At 56.4% G+C, this 25,018-nt stretch carries 25 protein-coding genes; 2 read left to right on the forward strand and 23 right to left on the reverse strand.

Annotated elements, in window-relative coordinates; genetic code table 11:
• Positions 1-17: 17 nt before the first annotated feature.
• From rlmN to queA, 18 genes are all read right to left on the reverse strand, one after another.
• A complete protein-coding gene (gene rlmN / locus B6S09_RS01275; protein ID WP_094276680.1) occupies positions 18-1,136 on the reverse strand; it encodes a dual-specificity RNA methyltransferase RlmN in 1,119 nt (372 codons plus the stop codon).
• A gap of 186 nt (positions 1,137-1,322) precedes the next feature.
• Positions 1,323-1,754, reverse strand: coding sequence for a nucleoside-diphosphate kinase (ndk, locus tag B6S09_RS01280; RefSeq protein WP_094276681.1), 432 nt, complete (start codon positions 1,752-1,754; stop codon positions 1,323-1,325).
• 97 nt (positions 1,755-1,851) lie between these two features.
• Positions 1,852-3,159 carry an aminopeptidase PepB gene (pepB, locus tag B6S09_RS01285; RefSeq protein ID WP_094276682.1) on the reverse strand — a complete coding sequence of 436 codons (1,308 nt, stop codon included), beginning with the start codon at positions 3,157-3,159 and terminating at the stop codon, positions 1,852-1,854.
• 129 nt (positions 3,160-3,288) lie between these two features.
• A complete protein-coding gene (gene iscX, locus B6S09_RS01290) occupies positions 3,289-3,489 on the reverse strand; it encodes a Fe-S cluster assembly protein IscX (protein WP_094276683.1) in 201 nt (66 codons plus the stop codon).
• A 35-nt stretch (positions 3,490-3,524) separates the two neighbouring features.
• Complete coding sequence (gene fdx, locus B6S09_RS01295; protein ID WP_094276684.1) at positions 3,525-3,863, reverse strand: ISC system 2Fe-2S type ferredoxin; 339 nt, start codon at positions 3,861-3,863, stop codon at positions 3,525-3,527.
• Between the two features lie 2 nt (positions 3,864-3,865).
• The gene (gene hscA, locus B6S09_RS01300; RefSeq protein WP_094276685.1) at positions 3,866-5,710 is read right to left on the reverse strand and encodes a Fe-S protein assembly chaperone HscA; all 1,845 of its coding nucleotides are present in this window, start codon (positions 5,708-5,710) and stop codon (positions 3,866-3,868) included.
• Positions 5,711-5,715: 5 nt separating this feature from the next.
• Positions 5,716-6,234 carry a co-chaperone HscB gene (hscB, locus tag B6S09_RS01305; protein ID WP_094276686.1) on the reverse strand — a complete coding sequence of 173 codons (519 nt, stop codon included), beginning with the start codon at positions 6,232-6,234 and terminating at the stop codon, positions 5,716-5,718.
• A gap of 10 nt (positions 6,235-6,244) precedes the next feature.
• Positions 6,245-6,568: an iron-sulfur cluster assembly protein IscA gene (gene iscA, locus B6S09_RS01310; RefSeq protein ID WP_094276687.1), complete on the reverse strand. Its 324-nt coding sequence runs from the start codon at positions 6,566-6,568 to the stop codon at positions 6,245-6,247.
• A 10-nt stretch (positions 6,569-6,578) separates the two neighbouring features.
• Complete coding sequence (gene iscU, locus B6S09_RS01315; RefSeq protein ID WP_094276688.1) at positions 6,579-6,965, reverse strand: Fe-S cluster assembly scaffold IscU; 387 nt, start codon at positions 6,963-6,965, stop codon at positions 6,579-6,581.
• Between the two features lie 31 nt (positions 6,966-6,996).
• The gene (locus B6S09_RS01320) at positions 6,997-8,211 is read right to left on the reverse strand and encodes an IscS subfamily cysteine desulfurase (RefSeq protein ID WP_094276689.1); all 1,215 of its coding nucleotides are present in this window, start codon (positions 8,209-8,211) and stop codon (positions 6,997-6,999) included.
• 51 nt (positions 8,212-8,262) lie between these two features.
• Entirely contained in the window at positions 8,263-8,760 is a 498-nt protein-coding gene (gene iscR, locus B6S09_RS01325; protein WP_094276690.1) for a Fe-S cluster assembly transcriptional regulator IscR, read from the reverse strand.
• An 83-nt stretch (positions 8,761-8,843) separates the two neighbouring features.
• Entirely contained in the window at positions 8,844-9,572 is a 729-nt protein-coding gene (gene trmJ / locus B6S09_RS01330; protein WP_094276691.1) for a tRNA (cytosine(32)/uridine(32)-2'-O)-methyltransferase TrmJ, read from the reverse strand.
• Between the two features lie 330 nt (positions 9,573-9,902).
• Positions 9,903-10,778 carry a lipoprotein NlpI gene (gene nlpI / locus B6S09_RS01335; RefSeq protein ID WP_280522710.1) on the reverse strand — a complete coding sequence of 292 codons (876 nt, stop codon included), beginning with the start codon at positions 10,776-10,778 and terminating at the stop codon, positions 9,903-9,905.
• A gap of 140 nt (positions 10,779-10,918) precedes the next feature.
• Complete coding sequence (gene secF, locus B6S09_RS01340; RefSeq protein ID WP_094276693.1) at positions 10,919-11,863, reverse strand: protein translocase subunit SecF; 945 nt, start codon at positions 11,861-11,863, stop codon at positions 10,919-10,921.
• A 12-nt stretch (positions 11,864-11,875) separates the two neighbouring features.
• Entirely contained in the window at positions 11,876-13,729 is a 1,854-nt protein-coding gene (secD, locus tag B6S09_RS01345; protein ID WP_094276694.1) for a protein translocase subunit SecD, read from the reverse strand.
• A gap of 24 nt (positions 13,730-13,753) precedes the next feature.
• Positions 13,754-14,083, reverse strand: coding sequence for a preprotein translocase subunit YajC (yajC, locus tag B6S09_RS01350; protein ID WP_094276695.1), 330 nt, complete (start codon positions 14,081-14,083; stop codon positions 13,754-13,756).
• 33 nt (positions 14,084-14,116) lie between these two features.
• On the reverse strand, positions 14,117-15,268 hold the full coding sequence (gene tgt / locus B6S09_RS01355) for a tRNA guanosine(34) transglycosylase Tgt (protein ID WP_094276696.1): 1,152 nt from the start codon (positions 15,266-15,268) through the stop codon (positions 14,117-14,119).
• 85 nt (positions 15,269-15,353) lie between these two features.
• Positions 15,354-16,400, reverse strand: a complete 1,047-nt coding sequence (gene queA, locus B6S09_RS01360) for a tRNA preQ1(34) S-adenosylmethionine ribosyltransferase-isomerase QueA (protein WP_094276697.1) — start codon at positions 16,398-16,400, stop codon at positions 15,354-15,356.
• Between the two features lie 184 nt (positions 16,401-16,584).
• Between queA and B6S09_RS01365 the strand changes: the two genes are divergently transcribed.
• Positions 16,585-17,097 (forward strand): CBS domain-containing protein, encoded by a 513-nt coding sequence (locus B6S09_RS01365; RefSeq protein WP_094276698.1) that lies wholly within the window; start codon positions 16,585-16,587, stop codon positions 17,095-17,097.
• Positions 17,098-17,685: an acyl carrier protein phosphodiesterase gene (locus tag B6S09_RS01370; RefSeq protein WP_094276699.1), complete on the forward strand. Its 588-nt coding sequence runs from the start codon at positions 17,098-17,100 to the stop codon at positions 17,683-17,685.
• On the opposite strand, the gene B6S09_RS01375 is transcribed toward B6S09_RS01370, so the two are convergent.
• The 5 genes from B6S09_RS01375 to B6S09_RS01395 form a co-directional block, all read right to left on the reverse strand.
• Positions 17,649-19,469: a protein kinase domain-containing protein gene (locus B6S09_RS01375; protein WP_094276700.1), complete on the reverse strand. Its 1,821-nt coding sequence runs from the start codon at positions 19,467-19,469 to the stop codon at positions 17,649-17,651. The two genes, B6S09_RS01370 and B6S09_RS01375, sit on opposite strands and share 37 nt — an antisense overlap.
• Before the next feature lie 21 nt (positions 19,470-19,490).
• On the reverse strand, positions 19,491-20,702 hold the full coding sequence (locus B6S09_RS01380; protein WP_094276701.1) for a 2-oxo acid dehydrogenase subunit E2: 1,212 nt from the start codon (positions 20,700-20,702) through the stop codon (positions 19,491-19,493).
• Positions 20,703-20,711: 9 nt separating this feature from the next.
• Complete coding sequence (locus tag B6S09_RS01385; protein WP_094276702.1) at positions 20,712-21,689, reverse strand: alpha-ketoacid dehydrogenase subunit beta; 978 nt, start codon at positions 21,687-21,689, stop codon at positions 20,712-20,714.
• The gene (locus tag B6S09_RS01390) at positions 21,689-22,873 is read right to left on the reverse strand and encodes a thiamine pyrophosphate-dependent dehydrogenase E1 component subunit alpha (RefSeq protein ID WP_094276703.1); all 1,185 of its coding nucleotides are present in this window, start codon (positions 22,871-22,873) and stop codon (positions 21,689-21,691) included. Before B6S09_RS01390 ends, B6S09_RS01385 begins: the two co-directional genes overlap by 1 nt.
• 144 nt (positions 22,874-23,017) lie before the next feature.
• On the reverse strand, positions 23,018-24,616 hold the full coding sequence (locus B6S09_RS01395; RefSeq protein ID WP_094276704.1) for an isocitrate lyase: 1,599 nt from the start codon (positions 24,614-24,616) through the stop codon (positions 23,018-23,020).
• Positions 24,617-25,018: the final 402 nt, after the last annotated feature.

A 25,018-nucleotide genomic window follows, 5' to 3' on the forward strand; every position in this document is an offset into this window, starting at 1 on the left:
GCCCGTGTTCTTTGAAGTTAAACCATTGTGACGGATATACTTTGTTCCTGCATCCGTTTTTTCATGGTGCGCTTGGTACGGTCGATCACATCCCCTACCAGCTGACCACAGGCCGCGTCAATGTCGTCTCCGCGGGTCTTGCGAATGGTCACGGTATTGCCATACTGCATCAGCACCTTGTTGAAGCGATCAATGCGGCTGTTGCTGGGTTTGCCGTAGGGGTTACCCGGGAAGGGGTTGAACGGGATCAGATTGATCTTGCAGGGCAAGTCCTTGAGCAGCTCGGCCAGCTCATGGGCGTGCTGCATGTCGTCATTCACATGATCGAGCAGCACATATTCAATGGTCACTTTGCCGTGGTTGGCGTTGGACACCGCCAAGTAACGACGAATACTGGCAATCAGCTCGGCAATATTATATTTGTCGTTGATCGGCATGATCTCGGAGCGCAGCTTGTCGTTAGGGGCATGCAACGATACCGCCAGCGCCACATCGATCATGTCGGCCATTTTGTCGAGAGCCGGAACCACGCCGGAAGTAGACAGGGTAACGCGGCGCTTGGACAGACCAAAACCATAGTCTTCCAGCATCAGCCGCATGGCCGGCACCACATTATTAAGGTTAAGCAAAGGCTCGCCCATGCCCATCATCACCACATTGGTAATGGGCTTGCGACCAGAGTCTCGCACAAACCCTACCCGGCTGGCCGCACGCCAGACCTGGCCGATAATTTCCGACACTTTCAAATTACGGTTAAATCCCTGCTGGGCAGTAGAGCAGAACTTGCAGTCCAGCGCACAACCCACCTGAGACGACACGCACAGCGTGGCACGGTCGCCATCGGGAATATACACCGTCTCTACTTCCTGATCGCCCACCATCATGGCCCACTTGATGGTGCCATCGGCCGACTTTTTCTCGACACTGATCTCAGGTGCGCGAATTTCGGCACGCGCTTTCAGCTTGCCACGCAATACCTTGTTGATATTGGTCATCTGATCAAAGTCATCGCAACCGAAATGATAAATCCACTTCATCACCTGATCGGCACGGAAAGGTTTCTCTCCCATCTCCTGAAAGAGTGCTCGCATGCCGTCACGATCCAGATCCAGCAGATTAATTTTGGTTTCACTCATCGGTTGCCTCACGCGTTTTGACCAGAGCCCACAGGGCGCGAAATTGTACAGAGTTTAGCATCGGGTTGCCAGTGGCAAGCGAAACCGGGTCCGTCTGATACCAATCAAAGCTCCTCAAGTCTCAGTTCATCCGAACCGGATATAAAAAAAGGCGCCGAAGCGCCTTTTTATGCCCTTTACTCGCGATTAGCGAGTACGCGGACAAACTTCTTCGTCGCTGAAGAAGTAAGCGATTTCGCGGGCAGCAGACTCGGGAGCATCGGAGCCGTGCACAGCGTTTTCGTCGATGCTGTCGGCGTAGTCGGCACGCAGAGTACCAGCCAGCGCATCGGCAGGGTTGGTAGCACCCATGATTTCACGGTTGCGACGAACGGCATCTTCACCTTCCAGTACCTGAACCATCACAGGACCAGAAGTCATGAAGTCAACCAGCGCCTTGAAGAAAGGACGCTCGCTGTGCTCAGCGTAGAAGCCTTCAGCCTGCTCGCGGCTCAGGTGAACCATTTTGGAAGCAACGATTTTCAGACCAGCAGACTCAAAACGGCCATAGATGGCGCCGATCAGGTTTTTGGCAACAGCGTCGGGCTTGACGATAGAAAAGGTACGTTCGATAGCCATAGGGGTATCCTTTAAATCAACAGGTTCTGTTTTCGATAGTAAAAACGCGCGGATTATACGAAAAGCGGCGGCGAGTTAACACCGCCCGCAACGATTTTTATTCTGCCTGCGCCCCGGACACCTGCGCCAGCATGGCGGCAATGGTACGCACCCCATGCCCCTTACCACCGGCAGCCCAGAGATCATTGGGCACTTTCTGATAAGAGCCAGAAAGATCCATATGCACCCAATTGCAGCCATTATCCGGCACAAACCGGGACAGGAACGCGGCCGCCGTGGATGCGCCGGCCTGACCTTCCCCGGCATGCACATTGGCCATATCCGCAAAGGCAGAAGGCAACAGGCCCTGATGGAACGGCTCCAGCGGCAATGACCAGGCTTTCTCGCCCTCCGCTTTCGCTGCCTGCACCGTTTGCAGCGCCAGCTCTTCATTCATACTGAACACCGCATTATAATCCCGGCCCAGAGCCATTTTGGCTGCCCCGGTGAGCGTGGCGGCATCCAGAATAAAAGGCGCACCGGTAGCAGAGGCGGCCAGCAGACCGTCGGCCAGAACCAGCCGGCCTTCCGCATCGGTATTCAGAATTTCTACGCTCAGGCCATTTCGGTAGGTCAGAATATCGCCCAGCTTAAAGGCGTGACCCGATACCAGGTTTTCGGCACAACACAGAAACAGTTTTACCCGCTGGCTCAGACCACGGGCAATGGCCAGCGCCAGTGCACCGGTTACGGTGGCGGCCCCGCCCATGTCGGATTTCATCACCGACATGCCGTCTGAAGGTTTTATGCTGTAACCGCCGGAGTCAAAGGTAATCCCCTTACCTACCAGGCAGGCCGCCACAGGGGCCTCGGCATTGTCACCAGGGTTAAAATCCAGCTCCAGCAGTGTGGGCGGGCGGCTGCTGCCCCGGCCCACTTCATAAATACCGGTATAACCCAGATCTTTGAGCTGTTCACCGCTGTAAATCCGGTAGGTCACCGCCTCCGGGGCCAGGGACTGAATAAACTTGCCCGCTTCGGTCGCCAGCGATGCCGGATAGATATCTTCGGGCGTACCGTTGATCATTTCCCGCACCCAGTTGATGGCCGTGCTGCGGGCATTAAACTCCGCCAGATCGTCAGCGCTCAGCTCCGCCAGTTCAAGCTGCTGGCCGCCCTTGGCATTGTAGAAACCCTGCGCAAAAGCCCAGCTGTTTTCAAGGGTCCAGTCGTCACCACAAAGCGCCACATCCTTGATCCCCATGCCGTCGAGCTTGCGGCCGGCCTGTTGTACCCGGCGCGCCGGCTCACCATGGCCATCCAGGTGCACCCGCACCTCGTCATTCTGAAAGCTGAGTAACGCTTTGTCGCCCCAGCAAGCTGGGGCTGCGTCGGTAGTCAGCATCACCTTCATGGTTGCAGACATCATGACTCCTTGTTATTCGATAAACATCGTTTGTTCGGATCAAAAAAGCCACAGTATCACTGTGGCTCTTAATAAAGCTATATGCAGTCAGCAGACTGGCGCTTACGGCTTAAAGCTGACAGCGTTCAGTTAATCGTATTCATCCATCCAGGCGAGAATGATCGCTTCCAGAATACGCTCATTGGAGTGCTCCGGCTCATCGTCAAACTCGTCCAGATCACAAATCCACCGGTGCAAATCAGTAAAGCGTACGGTTTTAGGATCCACCTCGGGGTAATCTTCCAGCAATGCCAGGGCAATGTCCTGACTGTCGGTCCATTTAAGGCTCATATTGGCTCCTTATTATCCCCGTTATGCTTACCGGATCAGTGGCTTTCCGACACCATGTTGACAGTATACAGCGGAATCTCCACCACCAGATCTTCGTTGTCAACGACCGCCTGACAGCCCAGCCTTGATTCCGGCTCAAGACCCCAGGCCTTGTCCAGCATATCGTCTTCCAGCTCGGTGCTTTCTTCCAGCGAGTCAAAACCTTCCCGCACGATCACATGGCAAGTGGTGCAGGCACAGGATTTTTCGCAGGCATGCTCAATATCAATACCATTACGCAGTGCCACATCAAGTACGGTTTCACCGTTCTGGGCATCGACGGCCGCCCCTTCGGGGCAAAGCTCGGCATGAGGCAAAAAAACAATTTTCGGCATGGTTACACCTTGTCCACTCGTTGACCAGCCAGCGCCTTGCGAATGGAAGCATCCATTCGGCGGGCGGCAAAATCGGCCGTTTGTTTGTCGGTTTGTTCAATGGCAGCTTTAATGGCGTCCGCATTATCACCCTGAGCCGCCTGTTGCAACGCCTCCAGCGAGGCAATCACCGCAGCCTGCTCCTGCTCGCTGAGCAGTTCATCACCATCGGCCTGCAGCGCACTGATGATGTTTTCCACCACCCGGGCCGCTTCTACTTTCTGCTCCGCCAGCATACGTGCAGCGATGTCTTCTTCGGCATGCTCAAAAGAAGCCTTAAGCATGCTGGAAATATCTTCTTCCTTCAGGCCATAAGAGGGTTTGACCTCAATGCTGGCCTGCACCCCGGACGATTTTTCCAGGGCACTGACAGACAAGAGCCCATCGGCATCAACCTGAAACATCACCCGGATATGAGCGGCACCGGCCGCCATCGGCGGAATACCGGTCAGTTCAAAGCGGGCCAGAGAGCGGCAATCAGCCACCAGCTCGCGCTCTCCCTGCACCACATGAATGGCCATCGCCGTCTGACCATCCTTAAAGGTGGTAAACTCCTGCGCCCGGGCCACGGGAATAGTGGTATTGCGGGGAATGACCTTTTCCACCAGGCCACCCATGGTTTCAAGACCTAGCGACAGCGGAATGACATCCAGCAGCAGCATGTCGCTGTCAGGCTTGTTACCAATCAGAATGTCGGCCTGAATGCTGGCACCAATGGCCACCACCTTGTCGGGATCGATGCTGGTCAGCGGCTCGCGGGCAAAGAACTCACCCACTCGCGTCCGCACCAGCGGCACCCGGGTGGAGCCCCCCACCATCACCACATTCTGTACTTCATCCTGTGTCACCCCGGCGTCTTTCAGTGCACGGCGGCAAGCCATCAGGGTTTTGTTAACCCAGGGCTGAATAAGCGCGTTGAACTGCTCCCGGGTCAGCTCACCCTGCCACTCCTGCCAGCACACGGTAACCGTGTCGCTGTCGGTCAGGGCAATTTTGGCCGCGCTGGCGGCATCCAGCAGGTTACGCTGCTGTGCCGGTGTCAGCTCGGTCACGCCGGCCTGAGCCTGAATCCAGTCGGCCAGGGCGTGATCAAAGTCATCTCCGCCAAGGGCAGAATCACCGCCCGTGGCCAGTACCTCAAACACCCCTTTGTGCAGACGCAGAACGGAAATGTCGAAGGTGCCGCCGCCCAGGTCAAAGACCGCAATCACCCCTTCCTGCCCGGAATCCAGGCCATAGGCGATGGCGGCAGCGGTCGGCTCATTAAGCAGGCGCAGTACATTCAGCCCCGCCAGCTGAGCCGCATCTTTGGTGCCCTGACGCTGAGCGTCGTCAAAATAGGCCGGCACCGTGATCACCGCCCCTTCCACCGGGTTGCCCAGCGCTTGCACCGCTCTGTCATTCAGCTCAGCCAGAATATCCGCAGATACCTGCACCGGGTTCTTCACGCCCTGGGGCGTATTCAGCTCAATAATGCCGGCACCGGTGTCACGAAAATCATAAGGCAGCTTGTGCACCGGCACATCGGCCAGAGCCTTACCCAGCAATCGTTTCACCGAGACAATGGTGTTTTGCGGATCCAGCTCTGCTTCGTGCTTGGCGTTGTAGCCAACACGTTTCTCATCCTGGGTGTAGTGCACCACCGAAGGGAGCAGCTCCCTGCCCTGTTCATCGGCCAGGGTTTCAGCCAGGCCACTGCGCACCACGGCAACCAGCGAGTTGGTCGTGCCCAGATCGATGCCAATGGCCCACTTATGCTCGTGCGGAGCCGCGCTCTGGCCCGGCTCGGAAATTTGTAACAATGCCATGAGATTCAGAATTCCTGCTGCGCGTCTTCTACCCGCTCAAGTTCGGCGTGCAGTTTGGCCATAAATTTCAGTTTGCGGACCGTGTCGGCGGCCGGCTCCCAATCACCGGTGTTCAGCTGTCGTTCCAGCTCACCGTAATAATCGTCAGAAGCCTGCTTCAGCTCCCGATCAAACGCCATGATGGCAGCAAACACGTCGCCGGCAGCAGGAATATCTTCCAGCTGCTCACGCCATTCCATTTGCTGCATCAGAAACATGGGGTCTTTCAGGGTTTGCTGCTCGCCCCGAATATCCACGCCTTGCAGCGATAACAGATATTCGGCCCGGCCGAGGGGATTTTTCAGGGTAGAAAAAGCGTCGTTGATGCGGGCGGCCTGTTGTACCGCCTGCAGGCGCTCCCGCTCAGGGCGGGAGGCGAATTTATCAGGATGGAACCGGGTCTGCAGCTGACGGTAGGCCTGTGCCAGCGCCTCACCGTCAAGCCGGAACTGTGCCGGCAGGCCAAACAGCTCAAAGTAGTTCATGCTGTCTTCCTTAAACGTTAAAGCTCTCGCCGCAGCCACATTCCCCGGTAGTGTTGGGGTTGTTGAACTTGAAGCCTTCGTTCAGTCCTTCTTTAACAAAGTCCAGTTCGGTGCCATCCAGGTAAACCAGGCTCTTGCTGTCGACGATCACCTTGACCTCGCCATGCTCGAACACCTGATCGCCTTCGGACAGCTCATCCACAAACTCCAGCACATAAGCAAGCCCGGAGCAGCCGGAAGTTTTCACCCCCAACCTCAGGCCAATGCCTTTGCCTCTGTTGTTAATAAAAGCCTGCACCCGCTGGGCGGCCGAGTCGGTAATGGTGATCGCCATAATAACTCCGTTACGCCAGGTTCTTTTTCTTTTTGTAATCGTCAATGGCCGCTTTGATCGCGTCCTCTGCCAGAATGGAGCAGTGGATCTTCACCGGCGGCAATGCCAGCTCTTCGGCAATATCGGTGTTCTTGATGCTGGCAGCTTCGTCCAGGCTCTTGCCTTTTACCCATTCGGTGATCAGCGAGCTGGAGGCAATGGCCGAACCACAGCCGTACGTTTTGAACTTGGCATCTTCAATAATGCCTTCTTCAGTGATTTTCAGCTGCAGTTTCATCACGTCGCCACAGGCGGGCGCGCCAACCATACCCGTCGCAATGCTGGGGTCGTTTTTGTCAAAACCGCCGACGTTACGGGGGTTTTCGTAGTGATCAATTACTTTTTCGCTGTAAGCCATGATTCAATTCCTCTCGCAATCCGTTAACACCTTAATGGTGTGCCCATTCTACTTTGTCCAGGTCTACACCATCTTTGAACATCTCCCACAGCGGAGACATTTCGCGCAGGCGCCCGATGGACTCATTCACCAAACGAATGGCGTAATCAATTTCTTCTTCCGTGGTAAAACGGCCGATGCTGAAGCGAATGGAGCTGTGCGCCAGTTCGTCGTTCAGTCCCAGGGCCCGCAGTACATAAGACGGCTCCAGGCTGGCAGAGGTACAGGCTGAACCGGAGGATACCGCCAGATCTTTCAGAGCCATCATCAGTGATTCACCTTCTACGTAGGCGAAACTGATATTAAGAAGGCCGGGTACCCGCTGTTCCAGGTCACCATTGACATGCACTTCTTCAATGTCTTTCAGGCCATTGAACAGGCGCTGACGCAAAGCCAGAATGTGCTCGCCTTCGGCCTGCATTTCTTCTTTGGCAATGCGGAAGGCTTCGCCCATACCAACAATCTGGTGGGTTGCAAGGGTGCCGGAGCGCATACCGCGCTCATGCCCGCCACCGTGCATCTGGGCTTCCAGACGAACCCGCGGTTTGCGGCAGACATAAAGGGCGCCAATACCCTTGGGACCATAAATTTTGTGGGCCGACATGGACAACAGATCGATATTCATGTCCTGCACGTCCAGCGGAATTTTACCGGCACTCTGGGCACCATCCACATGGAACATAATCTTGCGGCTGCGGCACAGTTCACCAATGGCCTTCACATCCTGAATAACACCGGTTTCGTTATTCACATGCATGATGCTCACCAGCACGGTATCGTCGCGCAGGGCACCTTCAATCTGCTCAAGAGTGAACAAACCATTGGGCTGAGGCTCCAGGTAGGTAACCTCATAGCCTTCCCGCTCCAGCTGACGGCAGGGATCCAGCACCGCTTTGTGTTCGGTTTTGGAGGTAACAATGTGTTTGCCCTTTTTGCCATAGAAATGGGCAATTCCCTTGATGGCCAGGTTGTCAGACTCGGTCGCACCGGAGGTAAATACGATTTCCCGCGGGTCGGCGTTGATCAAATCAGCAATCTGGTTACGGGCGATATCTACCGCCTCTTCCGCCTGCCAGCCAAACCGGTGGGAGCGGGAAGCCGGGTTACCAAAAAAGCCATCCGGCGTCAGGTATTGCATCATTTTTTCGGCAACGCGCGGATCTACCGGGCAGGTAGCCGCATAGTCGAGATAAATGGGCAGTTTCATCATATTCTCCGTTACAACGCTGCCCTTTTCGGCAGTCTTGTCATCGACATTTTAAAGTTGAACTTTAACGCTCACAGCCTGTTCCTGGCTATCTCCCAGGTTCAGCATGCTCAGGTGTTTGTCTTGCTGTCCGGATATGCGCCGGACTTCGTTCTGGCTGACCAACTCCGCCAGGGTAATGGCATCAAGAAAATTGCTGATCCGTTCACTCAGGGCACACCACAGTGAGTGGGTCAGGCACTGATTGCCGCTCTGACAATCACCTTTGCCCTGGCACTTGGTGGCATCAACCGACTCATCCACGGCGGCAATCACGGCACCCACGGAAATATCACCGGCCTCCAGACCCAGCAGATACCCCCCACCCGGGCCTCGTACACTGCTTACCAGTCCTTGCTTGCGCAGGCGGGAAAACAGCTGTTCAAGGTAAGAGAGGGAAATGCCCTGCCGCTCGGAAATATCGGCCAGGGATACCGGGCCGTCATTGGCATGCAAAGCCACATCCAGCATGGCGGTCACTGCATAACGCCCTTTCGATGTCAGTCTCATGAAATTAAACCGTTTTCGAACATGGCGTCAGGTTGTCATACCCGAGTGTTTCAGTCAAGTATTTAACCGAGTGAAATGGTGGGTTATTCCGCATTTTTACGATGTCCCAGCCGTTGGACCGAGGTGAGAATGCCGCGCAAAATATTGAGTTCATGATCTTCCGGCCTCGCCCGGTTAAACAGCCGGCGCAGTTTGGTCATCACCTGTCCCGGGTGCGGCTTGATAATAAAGCCGGTGTCGAGCAGGGTCTGTTCCAGATGCCCGTAAAACCGTTCCAGATCCGACGCCAGCGGGTAATCTTCCACCACCGGCTGCTCCTGGGTTCCGGCCAGCCAGGCCATGCGTACTTCATAGCTCAGGGTCTGTACCGCCATCGCCAGATTGAGTGAGCTGTACTCCGGATTGGCAGGAATGGCCACATGATAGTGGCATTGCTGCAACTCTTCGTTGGTCAGCCCGGTGCGCTCCCGGCCAAATACCAGAGCCACCTTGTGCTTGGATGCTTCCACCATCGCTTTCTCTCCCGCTTCGCGGGCATTGAGCATGGGCCAGGACCAGGTGCGGGAACGGGCACTGGTGCCAATCACCAGGCCGCAATCAGCCACGGCCTCAGCCAGCGTAGACACGGTGCGGGCATTGGCCAGAATATCACTGGCACCGGCAGCGAGGGCGACCGACTGACCATCAGGCGGGGTGACAGGATCGACCAGGCAGAGATCGCTCAGGCCCATGGTTTTCATGGCCCGGGCGGCGGAGCCGATGTTGCCGGTATGGGAGGTATTTACCAGCACGATACGTACTTGCTCAAGCATGTTGACTTTGTTTCCGTTGCGCTTAAGGCGCAGGATTTTAACACAGTCATGTAAGAGGGTCAGGTTTTATCCTTACGCCCACCGCCCTTACCATCGAGCTGGCGTTCAGCCTGCTATAGTACCTTGGCCATCCCCTCCAGCAGCTGGCGACACCAGTGCGGCTGACACGAAGGTTCCAGCCGATCGAGCAGGTTTTGCCGAAGCGGAAAATACGGGGACTTGGCAGCTCGGCTCCCGCTAGTTACTGGAACCAGCAGCCCGGCATGGAATGGCTGCCGTCACCCGCTGCCCTGGACGTCAACGGATAACCCCGCGCCGGGGTTCTGGTTATCAGCGGGTAAGTCGGGCCTGCTGGCCAATAAGATCAAGCTCCAGCAGGGCATAACGGTGCTCGACAAAATCGTAGATATTGGTGGCCAGAGCCAGTTTAAGGTAAACCTCGGCTTGCTCCGGCTGGTCGTGATACTGGGCTTGCTTGGCCAGGTAAAAGTAGGCCTCACACAGCATTTCCGCCAACTCCTGATTATCCTGGCTCTGCTCCGCAATGCGGTTAAGCAGCGCCTCCGGTGTCAGCCGGCCAAGGTAAACATCCACAATGTCCCAGGCCCACTCCTCGGTACCATATTGTTCACGGTATTGCGCCAGCTCTTCCAGCGCCTGGCCGGCGTTCACGCTTTGCCGGGCCAGATACCACCACAACAACCGGTAAGGGTCCGTCGGCTCTGCATCAAGAAACACTTTCAGATCCCGCGCGGCCAGCTCCGGCCGGCCACCGTAATAGAGGGCAATGCCCCGGTTCAGGTTGGCATACACGTAGTCCGGTGCCAGTTCCAGCGCGGAATCAAAAGATTCATAGGCCTCATCGAATTCCTGATTCTGGGTCAGGTAAACCCCGCTCAGGTTATAAGCGTCGGCAAAATCTGGCTGCTCACGCAACGCCCGGTTAAAATCAAGCCGGGCCATGGCCCGCAAGCCCACTCTATCAAACACCACACCGCGCTGAAAAAACAGCTCGGCCCTTTGCTCCGGGGTCAGACCCGGCGCATTCAGCATCTGCCCCAACCGGGCAATACCCAATTCGCTCTGATAGGAAACCTGCATAGGCACCGGTAACACCAGCGTTGGTGTTACCACCTTGGGCGTACTGCAACCGGTCAGCACCAACCCCAGCAGGGCCATCGCACCGGGCAAGAATCTGTGTTTCAAGTAGGCTCCGAACTTGTCTTTTTCTATCCCACCATGTTATGCAGCTGCAGCGCGTTTGTCATGCTGCAAATGCAATCAATCACGATAAAGGGCTTAAAAACAAAAAAGGAGCCCGAAGGCTCCTTTTTGATATGTGGCATTTACATCAGGGATTCCTGATCCGCCCCTTCTTTATCCACCGGAGGCGGGAGCATATGCTCCCGCGTCACCCCGAGCAGCATGGCCCAGGCACTGGCGATATAAATGGACGAATAGGTACCGAAACCAATACCCAGCAGCAGTGCCGTGGCAAAACCGTGGATCAGGGCTCCGCCCTTCATAAACAGCGCCACCACTACCACCAGCGTCGTAGCCGAGGTGATAAGGGTCCGGCTCAGCGTATCGGTAATCGCCTCGTCAAATACCCTGGCCGTGGTGGTCTCACGTACCCGGCGAAAGTTTTCCCGCACCCGGTCAAACACCACTATGGTATCGTTGAGCGAGTAACCCACTACCGTCAGCAATGCCGCGACAATGGTGAGATCCACTTCAATCTGCAGCCAGGAAAATACGCCCAGGGTGATGATGACATCGTGAGCCAGTGACAGCACAGCACCTGACGCCAGTCGCCACTCAAACCGTATCCCCACGTAAATGAGAATACACAGCAGCGCTACCAAAATGGCCAGCCCCCCCTGCTCAGCCAGCTCTTTGCCGATAGACGGGCCGACAAACTCCAGCCGCTTCATCTCGGCATCCGCTGACAGCTGCTGCATGGCGGCAATTACCGCATCGCCCTGTTGCTGAACATTGGCGCCATCCTGAGGCGGCATGCGGATAAGCAAGTCGCGGCTGGTGCCGAAATGCTGCACAGTGGCACCATTCAGGCCGGCCCCATCCAGCTGACCACGCACCTCATCCAGCTCTACCACCTGTTCAAACGCCACTTCCACCACGGTGCCACCGGTAAAATCCAGGCCCCAATTCAGGCCACGGGTAGCCAGACTGAAAAAGCACAGGGCAATCAGCACCAGCGAGAACGCAGTGGCTCCCTTGGAGAAGCGCATAAACGGCAGCGGCTCTTTGGTCTTGAGGATTTCAAACATCGCTCAATCTCCTCATATCGACAGCTTGTTGAGACGCTTACCGCCCCAAAACAGGTTGACCAGGGCCCGGGTACCGACAATGGCGGTAAACATAGAGGCCAGAATGCCAATCATCAGGGTGACGGCAAAGCCCTTGATGGGGCCAGTGCCCACCGCAAACAGAATGATGGCGGTCAGGAAGGTCGTGATATTGGCATCGGCAATGGTACCAACGGCCTTTTCATAACCCATATGAATCGCCTGTTGAACACTGCGACCGTCTCGCAATTCTTCGCGAATACGTTCAAAGATCAACACGTTGGCATCCACTGACATACCAATGGTAAGCACGATACCGGCAATACCCGGCAGCGTCATGGTTGCCCCCGGCACCATCGACATCACACCGATGATGATCACCAGGTTGGCCAGCAACGCCAGGTTGGCGACCAGGCCAAACTTGCGATAGTAAATGCTCATAAACAGCACCACCGCCAGCAGTCCGTAGATCATGGCCATCAGACCGTTTTCCACGTTTTGCTGGCCCAGGCTCGGGCCAATGGTCCGCTCTTCCACAATCTGAATGGGCGCAATCAGCGCGCCGGCCCGCAGCAGCAGCGCCAGGTTCTGTGCTTCGGCCATGGAGTCAATACCAGTGATGCGGAAGCTACGCCCCAGTCGGGACTGAATCGTAGCCACGTTGATCACTTCCTGCTCTTTACGCAGGGCTGGCTTGCCATCCTTGCCAGGCTCATCAGCAGGCTTGTATTCGGTGAATACGGTTGCCATCGCTCTGCCCACATTATCTTTGGTAAAGTCAGCCATACGGCTGCCACCCGGGGCATCCAGACTGATGTTCACCTGGGGACGACTGAATTCATCCATACCGGAGTTGGCATCAACGATATGCTCGCCGGTCAGAATCACGCGCTTTTGCAATACCACGGCGCGGCCATCACGATCACTGAACAACTCGCTCCCCGGGGGGACCCGGCCAGCCGCTGCCGCAGCGGCATCGGCACGTTCATCCACCAGACGGAACTCCAGCGTCGCGGTGGCACCCAGAATCTCTTTGGCGCGGGCAGTGTCCTGAATACCGGGCAATTGCACCACAATACGGTCTGCACCCTGACGCTGTACCAGCGGCTCAGCTACACCCAGCTCATTCACCCGGTTACGGATAATGGTGATGTTCTGCTGCAGGGCGTATTCCTTTACTTCCTTCAGCCGCTGTTCACTCATCACCGCCTGCAGGCCAAAGCTGTCACCGTTGTCTTTGGTGGTAAACTCCAGCTCCGGATAACGCTGGCGCAAATGGCTGATGGCCTTATTGCGGGTATCAGCATCGCGGAACATGACCAGAGTGCCACCGTCACGATTCAGCACACCGGTATAGCGCAACCGCTCCTGGCGTAGCTCGGTACGGAAATCCTGCACCGTCTGCTCCTGCACACGGCTTAATGCTTCGTCCATATCCACTTCCATCAGGAAGTGCACACCACCGCGCAGATCCAGACCCAATTTGAGCGGACCGGCACCAATGGCTTCCAGCCAGGCGGGAGTAGAGGGAGCCAGGTTCAGGGCGGTAATATAATCATCACCCAGGGCCTCACCCACCAAATCCTTGCCTTTCAGCTGATCATCAGTATTACGGAAACGAATAAGAAGCTGGTCATTTTCCAGGGCGGCACTTTTGACATCAATGCCAGCCTGGCTGAGGCTTTGTTGGGCCTTGACCAGAATATCGGAAGAAACCTGAGTACCACGGCTGCCGGACACCTGAAGCGCCGGATCTTCACCAAACAGGTTGGGTGCTGCATAAAGAAAACTGATGGTGATCACGAAGACCACCATCAAGTATTTCCACAGCGGATATCGATTCAACACGCTGTGCTCCTCGACAGGAAAGAATTAGAGGGACTGAATGGAGCCCTTAGGCAGGACGGCAGTAATGAAGTCCTTCTTGATGGTCACCTGGCTTTGCTCGCTCAGGCTCAGAACCACGTAATCGTTGTCGGCAGAGATCTTGGCAATTTTACCTACCAGACCGCCGTTGGTCAGCACTTCGTCACCTTTGCTCAGGGAAGACATCAGGTTCTTGTGCTCTTTGACCCGTTTGGACTGGGGGCGGAAAATCATAAAGTAGAAAATCAGGCCGAATACAACCAGCATGATAATCATTTCCATACCGCCACCGGCGGCACCGCCACCCTGGGCGTAAGCACTGGAGATAATATCCATTCTTGCAGTTTCCTCGTTTATGGTTAAAAACTGTTACTGTTCTTCGCCGTGTTCCGTATCGCTGTTATCAAGCGATGGCACGGGTTTACCCTGCCGGCGATAAAACTCTGCTACAAAGTCGTCTAATTTACCCTGCTCAATGGCTCCCCGTAAACCTTCCATCACCCGCTGGTAAAAACGCAGGTTGTGAATGGTGTTTAAACGCGCACCCAGAATCTCGTTACACTTGTCGAGATGATACAGGTAAGCGCGGGAGTAATTCTTGCAGGTATAGCAATCGCAATCGGCATCCAACGGGCCGGTGTCGGTCTTGTGTTTGGCATTACGGATCTTCACCACGCCATCGGTGGTAAACAGATGGCCGTTACGTGCGTTACGGGTAGGCATTACGCAGTCAAACATATCCACCCCCCGGCGCACTCCTTCCACCAGATCCTCCGGCTTACCCACGCCCATCAGATAACGGGGTTTGTCGGCAGGAATTTTCGGGCAGGTATGCTCCAGCACCTTGTGCATTTCATGCTTGGGTTCGCCCACCGCCAGGCCACCCACGGCGTAGCCGTCAAAGCCGATGTCCAGCAGCCCTTCCAGAGACTGATCGCGCAGGTCTTCATATACCGAGCCCTGAATAATGCCGAACAGGGCGTTCTTGTTGCCCTGCTTGTCGAAATGATCCCGGGATCGTTTGGCCCAGCGCAGAGACATTTCCATCGACTTTTTGGCTTCTTCCCAGGTCGCCGGGTACGGAGTGCACTCGTCCATGATCATCACGATATCGGAGCCCAGATCATACTGGATCTCCATGGACACTTCGGGAGACAGAAAGATTTTGTCGCCATTAACCGGGTTGCGGAAATGCACGCCTTCTTCGGTGATCTTGCGGATATCACCCAAGCTGAATACCTGAAAGCCGCCGGAATCCGTGAGAATGGGGCCCTGCCAGTTCATAAAGTCGTGCAGATCACCGTGCATTTTCATCACTTCCTGACCCGGACGAATCCACAGGTGGAAGGTATTGCCCAGCAGAATATGGGCACCGGTGGCGGCAACTTCTTCCGGAGTCATGCCTTTAACAGTGCCATAGGTACCCACCGGCATAAACGCCGGTGTTTCTACCACGCCCCGATCAAAGATCAGCCGGCCCCGGCGGGCGCGGCCATCTGTGGTATCCAGTTCAAATTTCATCATTTACCTCACTGGCCGGAGAAACAGTCCGACGCTGACTTGATTCGACCGGGGTTCAGGACCCGTCCCTCTGCCCAGGTCGCAGTTAAGCTTGTTGCTTAGTAATAAACATGGCGTCACCGTAACTGAAAAAACGATAACGTTCGGCCACCGCCTGGCGGTAGGCCTCCATAATATGATCCTGTCCGGCAAAGGCGCTGACCAGCATGATCAGGGTCGACTCCGGCAGATGGAAGTTGGTGACCATGGCGTCCACCAGCTGAAAGCGGTAGCCAGGGTAAATAAAGATATTGGTGTCACCGTAGAAAGGAGCCAGTGCTTTACCTTCAGCCAGACTGGCCTGAGCCGCGCTTTCCAGTGAACGTACCGAAGTAGTGCCCACGGCAATCACCCTGCCGCCACGGGTCCGGGTCGCTTCAATCTGTGCCACCACATCGGCGGGAACTTCGATATATTCCGCGTGCATTTTATGTTCAAGCACATTATCAACCCGTACCGGCTGAAACGTGCCAGCGCCCACATGCAGCGTGATAAAGGCAAGATCAGCCCCTTTTTCCTTTAACCGGGCCAGCAATGGCTCGTCAAAGTGAAGACCGGCCGTGGGGGCCGCCACCGCACCGGGCTTTTCGTTATACACGGTCTGGTAGCGTTCCTTGTCAGCATCCGTATCGGGCCGGTCAATATAAGGCGGCAGCGGCATATGGCCGACGCTTTCCAGGATCTCCAGTACGGTACGCGCATCGTCAAATTCGATTTCAAACAACGCATCATGACGGGCCACCATGGTGGCCTTGACGTCAGGCTCCAGAATCAGCTCAGTCCCGGGCTTAGGGGCCTTTGAGGCACGCACATGAGCCAGCACCCGCTTATCGTCGAGCATACGCTCTACCAGTACTTCCAGCTTGCCGCCGCTGGCTTTGCGGCCAAACAGCCGTGCCGGGATCACTCTGGTATTGTTAAACACCAGCAGGTCGCCGGGATTAATCAGATCCAGAATATCGCCAAAGCTGCCGTGAACCAGGTTCCCGGTGTTACCGTCCAGCTGCAGCAATCGGCTGGCGGTACGTTCGGCCATAGGGTGACGGGCAATAAGTTCATCGGGAAGCTCAAAGGAAAAATCTTGGACCTGCATAACTACCTCTGTGTCAGACGAGCGCTAGTCTAGTGAGCGCATCCCGAGGGATCAAGGCAATTCGACGTTGAACTAATCCGGCAACCGGATACGACACCCGACAATCTTTGCCTCTGACGTGATCCTGGTCAGGTTACTCACGCACCGGGTTGAGCTATCTTGATATAAAAAGAGGAGAGCAACTATGCCCGCTATTGTTTCCGAGATCATGTCATCCCGCGTTCTGGGGCTGTCTCCTTCCGCCAGCCTGGCCGAAGCCCGCACCCTGATGCAACGCCACCATATTCGTCATCTTCCGGTAATAGAAAACGAGGCGCTGATTGGTCTGGTCAGCCAGCGGGATATTCTGGCGGCACAGGAGTCCAGCCTGGAGCAGGGGCGCAATGGTCAGTTTCTGGAACAGCACAGGCTGTCGGAAATCATGATCACCGGCGTGACCACCGTCAGCCCCCATGCCGGCATTCGTGAAGCTGCGCTGTATCTGCAAAAACATAAATACGGCTGTCTGCCGGTGGTGAACAAGGGAAAACTGGTGGGTATTGTGACCGACAGCGACTTTATTGCCGTTGCAATTCATCTGCTGGAAGTGCTCGACAACCAGCTGGATGAACGGGACGAGGCTCCCGATCTCAGCGAACTCGATGAGCTTCAGGCTGCAACCGGTGCCCCGGCATATCGTGACGATTCACCGAGCTGAATGAACTATCTGGCTCACCTGCACCTGGCCGATATCAGCAATACCAGCCCGGCCGGTGCCTTGCTGGGGGAGTATGCCCGGGGTACCGTCGACGCCTCCCTGCCGGCGGCGCTTCAGACCGGCATTATTCTGCACCGGCGCATAGACAGTTTTACCGATGCGCACCCCCTGCACGCCAGCCGGGTACAGGCCCTGCCACCGCCCTTTCGCCGCTTTGGTGGTATTATCACCGACATGATGTTTGATCATTTTCTGGCCCGGCACTGGTGCCGCTACCATACTCTGCCGCTCGATACCTTTGTACAGCAGATCCATGCCGGGTTGCAGCCTGATCGGTACTGGCCCGAGGCCATGGTCCGGCTGGTATCACGCATGAAACAAAACGGGCTGCTGCTGTATTACCGGGAGTTTGACGGCATCATCACCGCCTTGTCCCGCATCGACCGCCGTTTTAAACGGCCCACCCCCCTGCCCCATTGCCGCCCGGTGCTGGAACAGCATTACGCCGACTTTGAACAGGCCTTTCTCGGCTTTTACCCGCAACTCCAGCATTACGTATTACGCCAGGCTCTGGGATTGGCAGGATAAAAGCAGTCGGGCTGCACCGGCTGGTGACTGAAGTGACGGGTATTTTTAAAGGGCAACTTCATAAAACCACCCACCCCCTGATCTTTAATCAACGGAATATGCTCAACAATTTGCGCCAGCAGCGCCGCGAATTCGGCCTCGGCTGCGGTATCCAGCAACCGGTAGTAACTGTGCAGCTTGAGGTGATCCCCGGTCACTTCAAAAATAATGCAGCCACTGTGGTGAATATGGTTCAGCCGAGCGATCACCGCCATGATTTCGCCGGGCAACACCAGCTGCTCATCCGGATCCCGGCCATCCTCAAAATAGGAGTGCGGCTGGCGGTCTGCACCGGTATCGGGCCGATCAGCCAGACGATAGGGAATGCGCGTATTTTCCTGCGGCAAAAAAGGCGTATCCGGCCCGCTGCGACTTAAATGCAGGGTATTACGGGCATTAAACAGGCAGGCTTTGAAAATACCGGTTTTGGTAATGGCCCGGGCCAGGGCAACGACATTGTTGACCGCAAGCGCAAAGGCCGGCAACAGTGTGCTGTCGTACAGATTCAGGCTGGAGTCAATATCCAGGCCCTGCTCATGCCAGTGAATGGCCAGCCCGCCCATGACCGGATAGTGGCCCAGCCGGCTCACCGCCGCCACAAAGGCCTTTTCCGTTTCCCCCATTCCTTCCAGATATTGTTTGTAATAGCGCTCCAGCTGAGCATCGGCCACCTGCTGAATATCTTCCCGCTCGCTGTGCTCACGCAGAAACGACTTGCGTGAGGAATACACCACGGTTTCGATCCCTCGTCCGCTACCCTGCCACACGGGTAACAGCGGAGTATCATCAAACAGCGGCAACTCGGGCAAGACCAGCCGCTTCAGCCGGGGCATGGCCGTCAGCCAGTAATCACCGGCCCGACGACGGCCCCCGGCATCATCACCGAGCATGGCATCAAGCAGCAGGGCAAACTCTTTTGGCAGCCCCAGACTGGTCGCCGGCATGGCCTTGCGGCCGAAACGGCAGGCCTGACCCGAAGCCAGAGCGTAAAGGGTACCCGCTACTCCCTGCTCATCAAAACGGGGGCTGGACAGAGCACCGGCCAGTTGTTCGGGGCCGATAAAATACACATCTCCCATACGGGCATTGGATTGCTGCAGATCGCCCGACAGCAGCGCCAGACCCTGAGCACCGACCCAGTTACCCTCGGCATCCAGTTGGGCAAACACCGATGAGCCCCAGTCCACCAGGCTGATATTGCCGCTGGCTGCATCATAGACAATGTTGGACGGCTTGATATCACCGTGCACCACGGGGGCCGGCTCTCCGCTTTTCCGGTGGTGGCGCAGAGCGCGCAAAATGTCCGCCAGCTGGGCGGCAATGTCGATCACTTCCCGGGCCGACAGCCGTCCCCGGTGCAGGCTGTAATGATCCAGATCCTCTCCCTCGGCCCGGCTCATCAGCAAAATGCCCTGACGGCCACGTAACGCATAAGCGATATAGTCCGGGATCAACGGGTGTCGGACACAGGAGAGCATATAAGCTTCTTCCTCCAACCGCTCACGCACCGCGGCTGGCAAATCAATACGGGAAAATTTAAACGCGATCTGCTGCCCCTGCTCCCCGGTACCGGCAAAGGTAAAACCATAGACACCTTTGCCCGCCAGGCTGATATCGCGATAGCCGAGCTTTTCCAGTTCGGTAATGCACAGGGCAATCCAGTCTTTCAGCTTTTGCGCATCATTGGCACTCAGCAGATACACCGACTGTTCTTCGGGAATATAAAAATTGCCCAGCACATCCATGGCCGACAGACACCGCTTCCGCTAGTGCAACCGGGCCAGCATACGCCCGGGTTGCTCCAGATAGTCCTGCCAGCAACGGTTGAAACGGGCCAGGGTGGCACCGTCTATCACCCGGTGATCCGCCGACCAGCACACGGTCATCAGCTGTCTGGCCACCACCTGATCCTGTTCATCAAAACGGGGCAGCCGCTGCAGCCGGCCCATGGCAGCAATGGCCAGCTGAGGCGGAGTCACCACCGGCGTGGACACGGTCCCGCCCAGCATACCGATATTGGACAGACTGATGGTGGCGCCTTGCAGCTCCCCCTGTGTCAGCCGGCCAGCCCGGGCAGCCGCAGACAGACGCTGAAGCTCTCGTGACAGGGTCAGCAACGATTTGTCTTCGCAATGGTGCAGCACCGGCACCAGCAGGCCGGACGGTGTATCCACCGCCACCCCCACATGATGACCGTCTTCATATACCAGGGTCTGGCCGTTTTCCTCCAGCCTGGCCCCCAGCAGCGGATGGTCCGACAACGCCAGTGACAGCGCCTTGATAAAAAACGGAAGCAGGGTCAGCTTGACCCCTTGCTGCTCAAACTCACCGGCAAGCTGTTGCTTGAGCGCCATCAGTTCATCCAGGTAAAACTCTTCGCAAAAGGTAAAACGGGGAATGCCGAGGCTGGCGCTCATATGTCGTGCCATGGCAGCGCGCACCCCGGTGACGGGTTCACGCCAGGATGACGACCGGCGGGACGGTGAGCTCTGCGCCTGCAGCCAGGCCTGTACGTCTTCCTTGTATACCCTCCCCTTGTCACCGGAGCCGGGAACATCGGTTAAATCCACATTGTGCTCCCGGGCCAGCCGACGCACCGCAGGGCTGGCCACGGCCCGGTTCTCGCTGGAGGGAGCGCAGGCGGGTTCACTGATGACCGCTCCGACACCGATGTCTGATGCCGGCTCAGCATGCTCTTGGTCGGCATTCGTACAGTCGCCGGCATCGTCCTTCTCTGCTTCTGCCAATGCCATTTCAAACAGCGGCGCATGCACTTTAGCCATCTCCCCCTTTTTGACATATAGCCGGCTGATGGTGCCGGCGTGTACTGCCGGGATCTGCACCAGCGCCTTGTCGGTCATCACATCGCAGATGGCCTGATCTTCCTCCACCCGCTCACCTTCGGTCACCAGCCATTCCACCAGCTCGCATTCCACTATGCCTTCGCCGATATCCGGCAGAAAAAAGTCCTTCTTCATACCGCACTCCTAAAAGTTGATGGTGGCGTTAATGGCATTAAAAATCTTATGTTGATCCGGCATATAGTGCTTTTCCAGCGCCAGCGGAAAGGGCGTGTCCGGGCCGCATACCCGGGCGATGGGGCTTTCCAGGTATAAAAAACAACGTTCCTGCACGGTGGCGGTAATCTCCGCCCCCACGCCGCCGGTAAGCGGGGCCTCGTGGCTTATCAGCAGCCGGCCGGTTTTCAGCACCGAGGCCACCACCGTGTCTTCATCCCAGGGTAACAGGGTCTGCAAATCGATCACTTCACAGGAAATGCCTGCTTGCTCAGCCAGATCTGCCGCCATGCTCAGATAGTCCATCTGGGCTCCCCAGGCCAGCAAGGTAATATCCGAGCCTTCCCGGACCACCTCCGCCTTGTCCAGAGGCAGCTGATAAAGCCCTTCGTCTACCTCAGCCACCGCTGCCCGGTACAGCCGCTTGGGTTCAAAAAAGATCACCGGATCCGGACAGTCTATAGCCGCCAGCAGCAGCCCCTTGGCCTGTACCGGCCCCCGTGGCACTACCACCCGCAGACCGGGGGTATGAACAAAATAGGCTTCCGGAGACTGACTATGATAATGACCGCCGGCAATGCCGCCGCCATAAGGAGCCCGCACCACCAGACCTCCCACATTGAATTCATTGCCGGAGCGATAACGGAACTTGGCGGTTTCATTCACCAGTTGATCAAAGGCGGGAAAGATATAATCGGCAAACTGAATTTCAGCCACCGGCTTCAGCCCCTTGGCGGCCAGACCGTTAGCAAAGCCCACTATGCCTTGCTCGGTGAGAGGGGTGTTAAAACAGCGCTCGCCACCAAACCGATCCTGCAGGCCACTGGTAGCCCGGAACACGCCACCAAAATGACCGACATCCTCACCAAAACACAATACGCTGCTGTCCCGCTCCATGGCCAGCAACAGTGCATTATTCACCGCCTGCAACAGGTTCATCTGCTTCATCACCGCGCACCTCCCTGCTTGTCTGCTTCAGGCCCGGCGTGCGTACCCGGCTGCTGTTTCAGTTGTTCAAGCTGACGCTTCAACCGGGCCGGCGGACGGTAATAAACGTCTTCAATCAGGCTCTCCAGCGGCGGTTTTGGTTTTTTTTCAGCCTGCTTCATGGTCTCCAGTATGTCACGGCGCAATGCATCTGAACGGCGGCGATCCTCATTTTCACTCAGCCAGCCCTGATGCTGCAGCCATAACCGGTAACGGCCAACAGGATCCCGTTTGCGCCAGCGTTCCTCTTCTGCCTTCGAGCGGTAGCCGCTGGGGTCGTCCGACGAAGAATGAGCTCCCAGCCGGTAAGACATGGCTTCAATCAACACCGGCTGGGATTCTTCCAGCATCAGTTGCCGGGCCTGACGCGTGGCCTCATAAACCGCCAGCGCATCGGCACCGTCTACCCTCAAGGTGCGAATACCGTACCCTACGGCGCGGCTGGCAATACCATCCCCCACAAACTGCTCACTGGCCGGGGTGGAAATGGCATAGCCATTATTACGGCAAAAAAAGATCACCGGCGTTTTCAGCACCGCCGCCATATTGAGGCCGGCGTGAAAATCGCCTTCCGAAGCCGCCCCTTCCCCGAAATAGCACAAGGTAATGGCCTGCTCACCTGCCAGTCGCTGAGCATAGGCCACCCCCGTGGCCTGGGGGATTTGCGTGGCCAACGGTGAAGAGATGGTCATGAAGTTCAGCGCACGGCTACCGTAGTGCACCGGCATCTGCCGCCCTCTGCCCAGATCGTCTTCAGTGGCAAACAACTGATCCATTACCTGATCGAGGGGAAAACCCCGGTGCAGTAAGGCCCCTTGCTCACGATACTGCGCCAGGATCATATCCTGCGGATCCAGCGCGGCGGCACTGGCCACGGCCTGGGCTTCTTCGCCCAGACTTTGCAGGTAAAAGCTGATACGCCCCTGACGCTGGGCCGCCAGCATGCGCTCATCCAGCAGCCGGGTAGCAAGCATACTGTGATACATGGCCAGGGCCTGTTCTTTATCAATGTCAGGGGCACTGGCGTCCGCATAAAGGTGGCCATCGTCTTTCAGCAAGCGGAAAGTAGGAATGGTCAGTCCGTGGCCGTCCACGAACCGTACCCGGTGCACCAGAGTAATGGTGGCGTTATTAGGATTGGTCATGCCGTCCTCTCAGTCCAGACTGGAGCCTCGAGGCTAATTCTAGTAGAGCGGGCCGAATTGAGCCCTAACGAAAAAAGGCAGCCCGCAAGGGCTGCCAAAAACGAGATGGACTTTGAACTCTTGTTGTTATTCGGTTCACCCGGCTCAGATATTTTCGAACTGACCCATGGTGTTGTCCTTACCACCCGCCTTGAGGGCGGCGTCACCGGCGAAGAACTCTTTATGGTCATCACCGATGTTGGAGCCGGCCATGTCCTGGTGCTTAACGGTGGCGATGCCCTGGCGGATTTCCTGACGCTGAACCCCGGCCACGTAAGCCAGCATGCCTTCGTCACCGAAGTAGCCTTTGGCCAGGTTGTCGGTAGACAGCGCCGCAGTGTGATAGGTCGGCAGCGTGATCAGGTGGTGGAAGATACCGGCTTCCCGGGCAGCGTCGGCCTGGAAGGTACGCACCTTCTCGTCGGCCAGCTGAGCCAGCTCGGTGCTGTCGTAGTCGGCGCTCATCAGACGGTCGCGGTCGTAACCAGATACATCCTTGCCTTCGGCAGCCATAGCATCAAACACCTGCTGACGGAAGTTCAGGGTCCAGTTAAAGGACGGGCTGTTGTTGTACACCAGTTTGGCATCGGGCACTACGGCACGGATGCGGTCAACCATGCCCTTGATCTGGCCGATATGAGGCTTCTCGGTTTCAATCCACAGCAGGTCGGCACCGTTTTGCAGGCTGGCGATACAGTCCATTACAACACGGTCTTCACCGGAGCCGTCCTTGAACTGGAACAGGCCGGAAGCCAGACGCTTGGGACGAACCAGTTTGCCGTTCTGCTTAATCACCACGTCGCCGTTGGCAATATCATCAGCACTTTCGATAACGTCGCCATCGATGAAGCTGTTGTACTGGTCACCCAGATCGCCCGGCTCGTTGGTCACGGCAATCTGCTTGGTCAGACCGGCACCCAGAGAGTCGGTACGGGCCACGATAACACCGTCGTCCACACCCAGTTCGAGGAAGGCCAGGCGTACGGCGTTGATTTTGGCCAGGAAGTCAGCGTGCGGCACGGTAACCTTGCCGTCCTGGTGACCACACTGTTTCTCGTCAGATACCTGGTTTTCCAGCTGAATACAGCAGGCACCGGCTTCAATCATTTTCTTGGCCAGCAGATAGGTCGCCTCGGCATTACCGAAACCGGCGTCGATGTCGGCAACAATCGGCACAATGTGAGTTTCGTGGCTGTCGATCTGGGCTTCAATTTCTTTCACCTTGGCAGTGTCACCGGCAGTCTGGGCATCTTCCAGAGCACGGAACAGGTGGTTCAGCTCCCAGGAATCGGCCTGGCGCAGGAAGGTGTACAGCTCTTCGATCAGGGCCGGCACTGAGGTTTTCTCGTGCATGGACTGATCCGGCAGCGGGCCGAATTCGGAGCGCAGTGCGGCGACCATCCAGCCGGACAGGTACAGGTAGCGACGTTTGGTGCTGCCAAAGTGCTTCTTGATGGAAATCAGTTTCTGCTGACCGATAAAGCCGTGCCAGCAACCCAGAGACTGGGTGTATTGCGCAGGATCTGCGTCATAGGCAGCCATGTCTTCACGCATGATTTTGGCGGTGTACTTGGCGATATCAAGGCCGGTCTTGAATTGGTTCTGTACACGCATGCGGGCGGCATGTTCGGGTTTAATGGCACCCCAGGTCGGGTTCTGCTTGATCAGCGTGGCCAGGGTATCAATCTCGTTAGCGTATGGCATGGTTTCAGTCCTGTCTTGTTGTTGTTGAGTCATCGGGTCTCAAACAGTTACACATCCCTGTCAAACCAGCGGTTAACACCGCCATTGGCTGGCTTGGCAGTACTTCGATTTTGTTGTTTTTATGCTGGAGCGTTACCGCTCGTCTCCGTTTGTCTGGCTTGTTACAGCAAAATGCTTTACCGAACGTTGCCGCTTTCTCTTCTGCGTTGCGGTGTGGCTATTACGTTGCGCAAAAAAATGCCTTCGATCAAGATCCGATTTAACTAAAACACAACATACATCACATAACCTGCCTGGCCTAAGACTAAAGCATAACTGGCTCTAAAACGTTGAAATTAGCCACATCAGGCGTAGTTACGTCATGTTTAACCGAAACAAAAAAGAAATAAAATTACGTAAAAT

This window comes from Oceanimonas baumannii (assembly GCF_002245495.1).
Lineage (GTDB): Bacteria > Pseudomonadota > Gammaproteobacteria > Enterobacterales > Aeromonadaceae > Oceanimonas > Oceanimonas baumannii.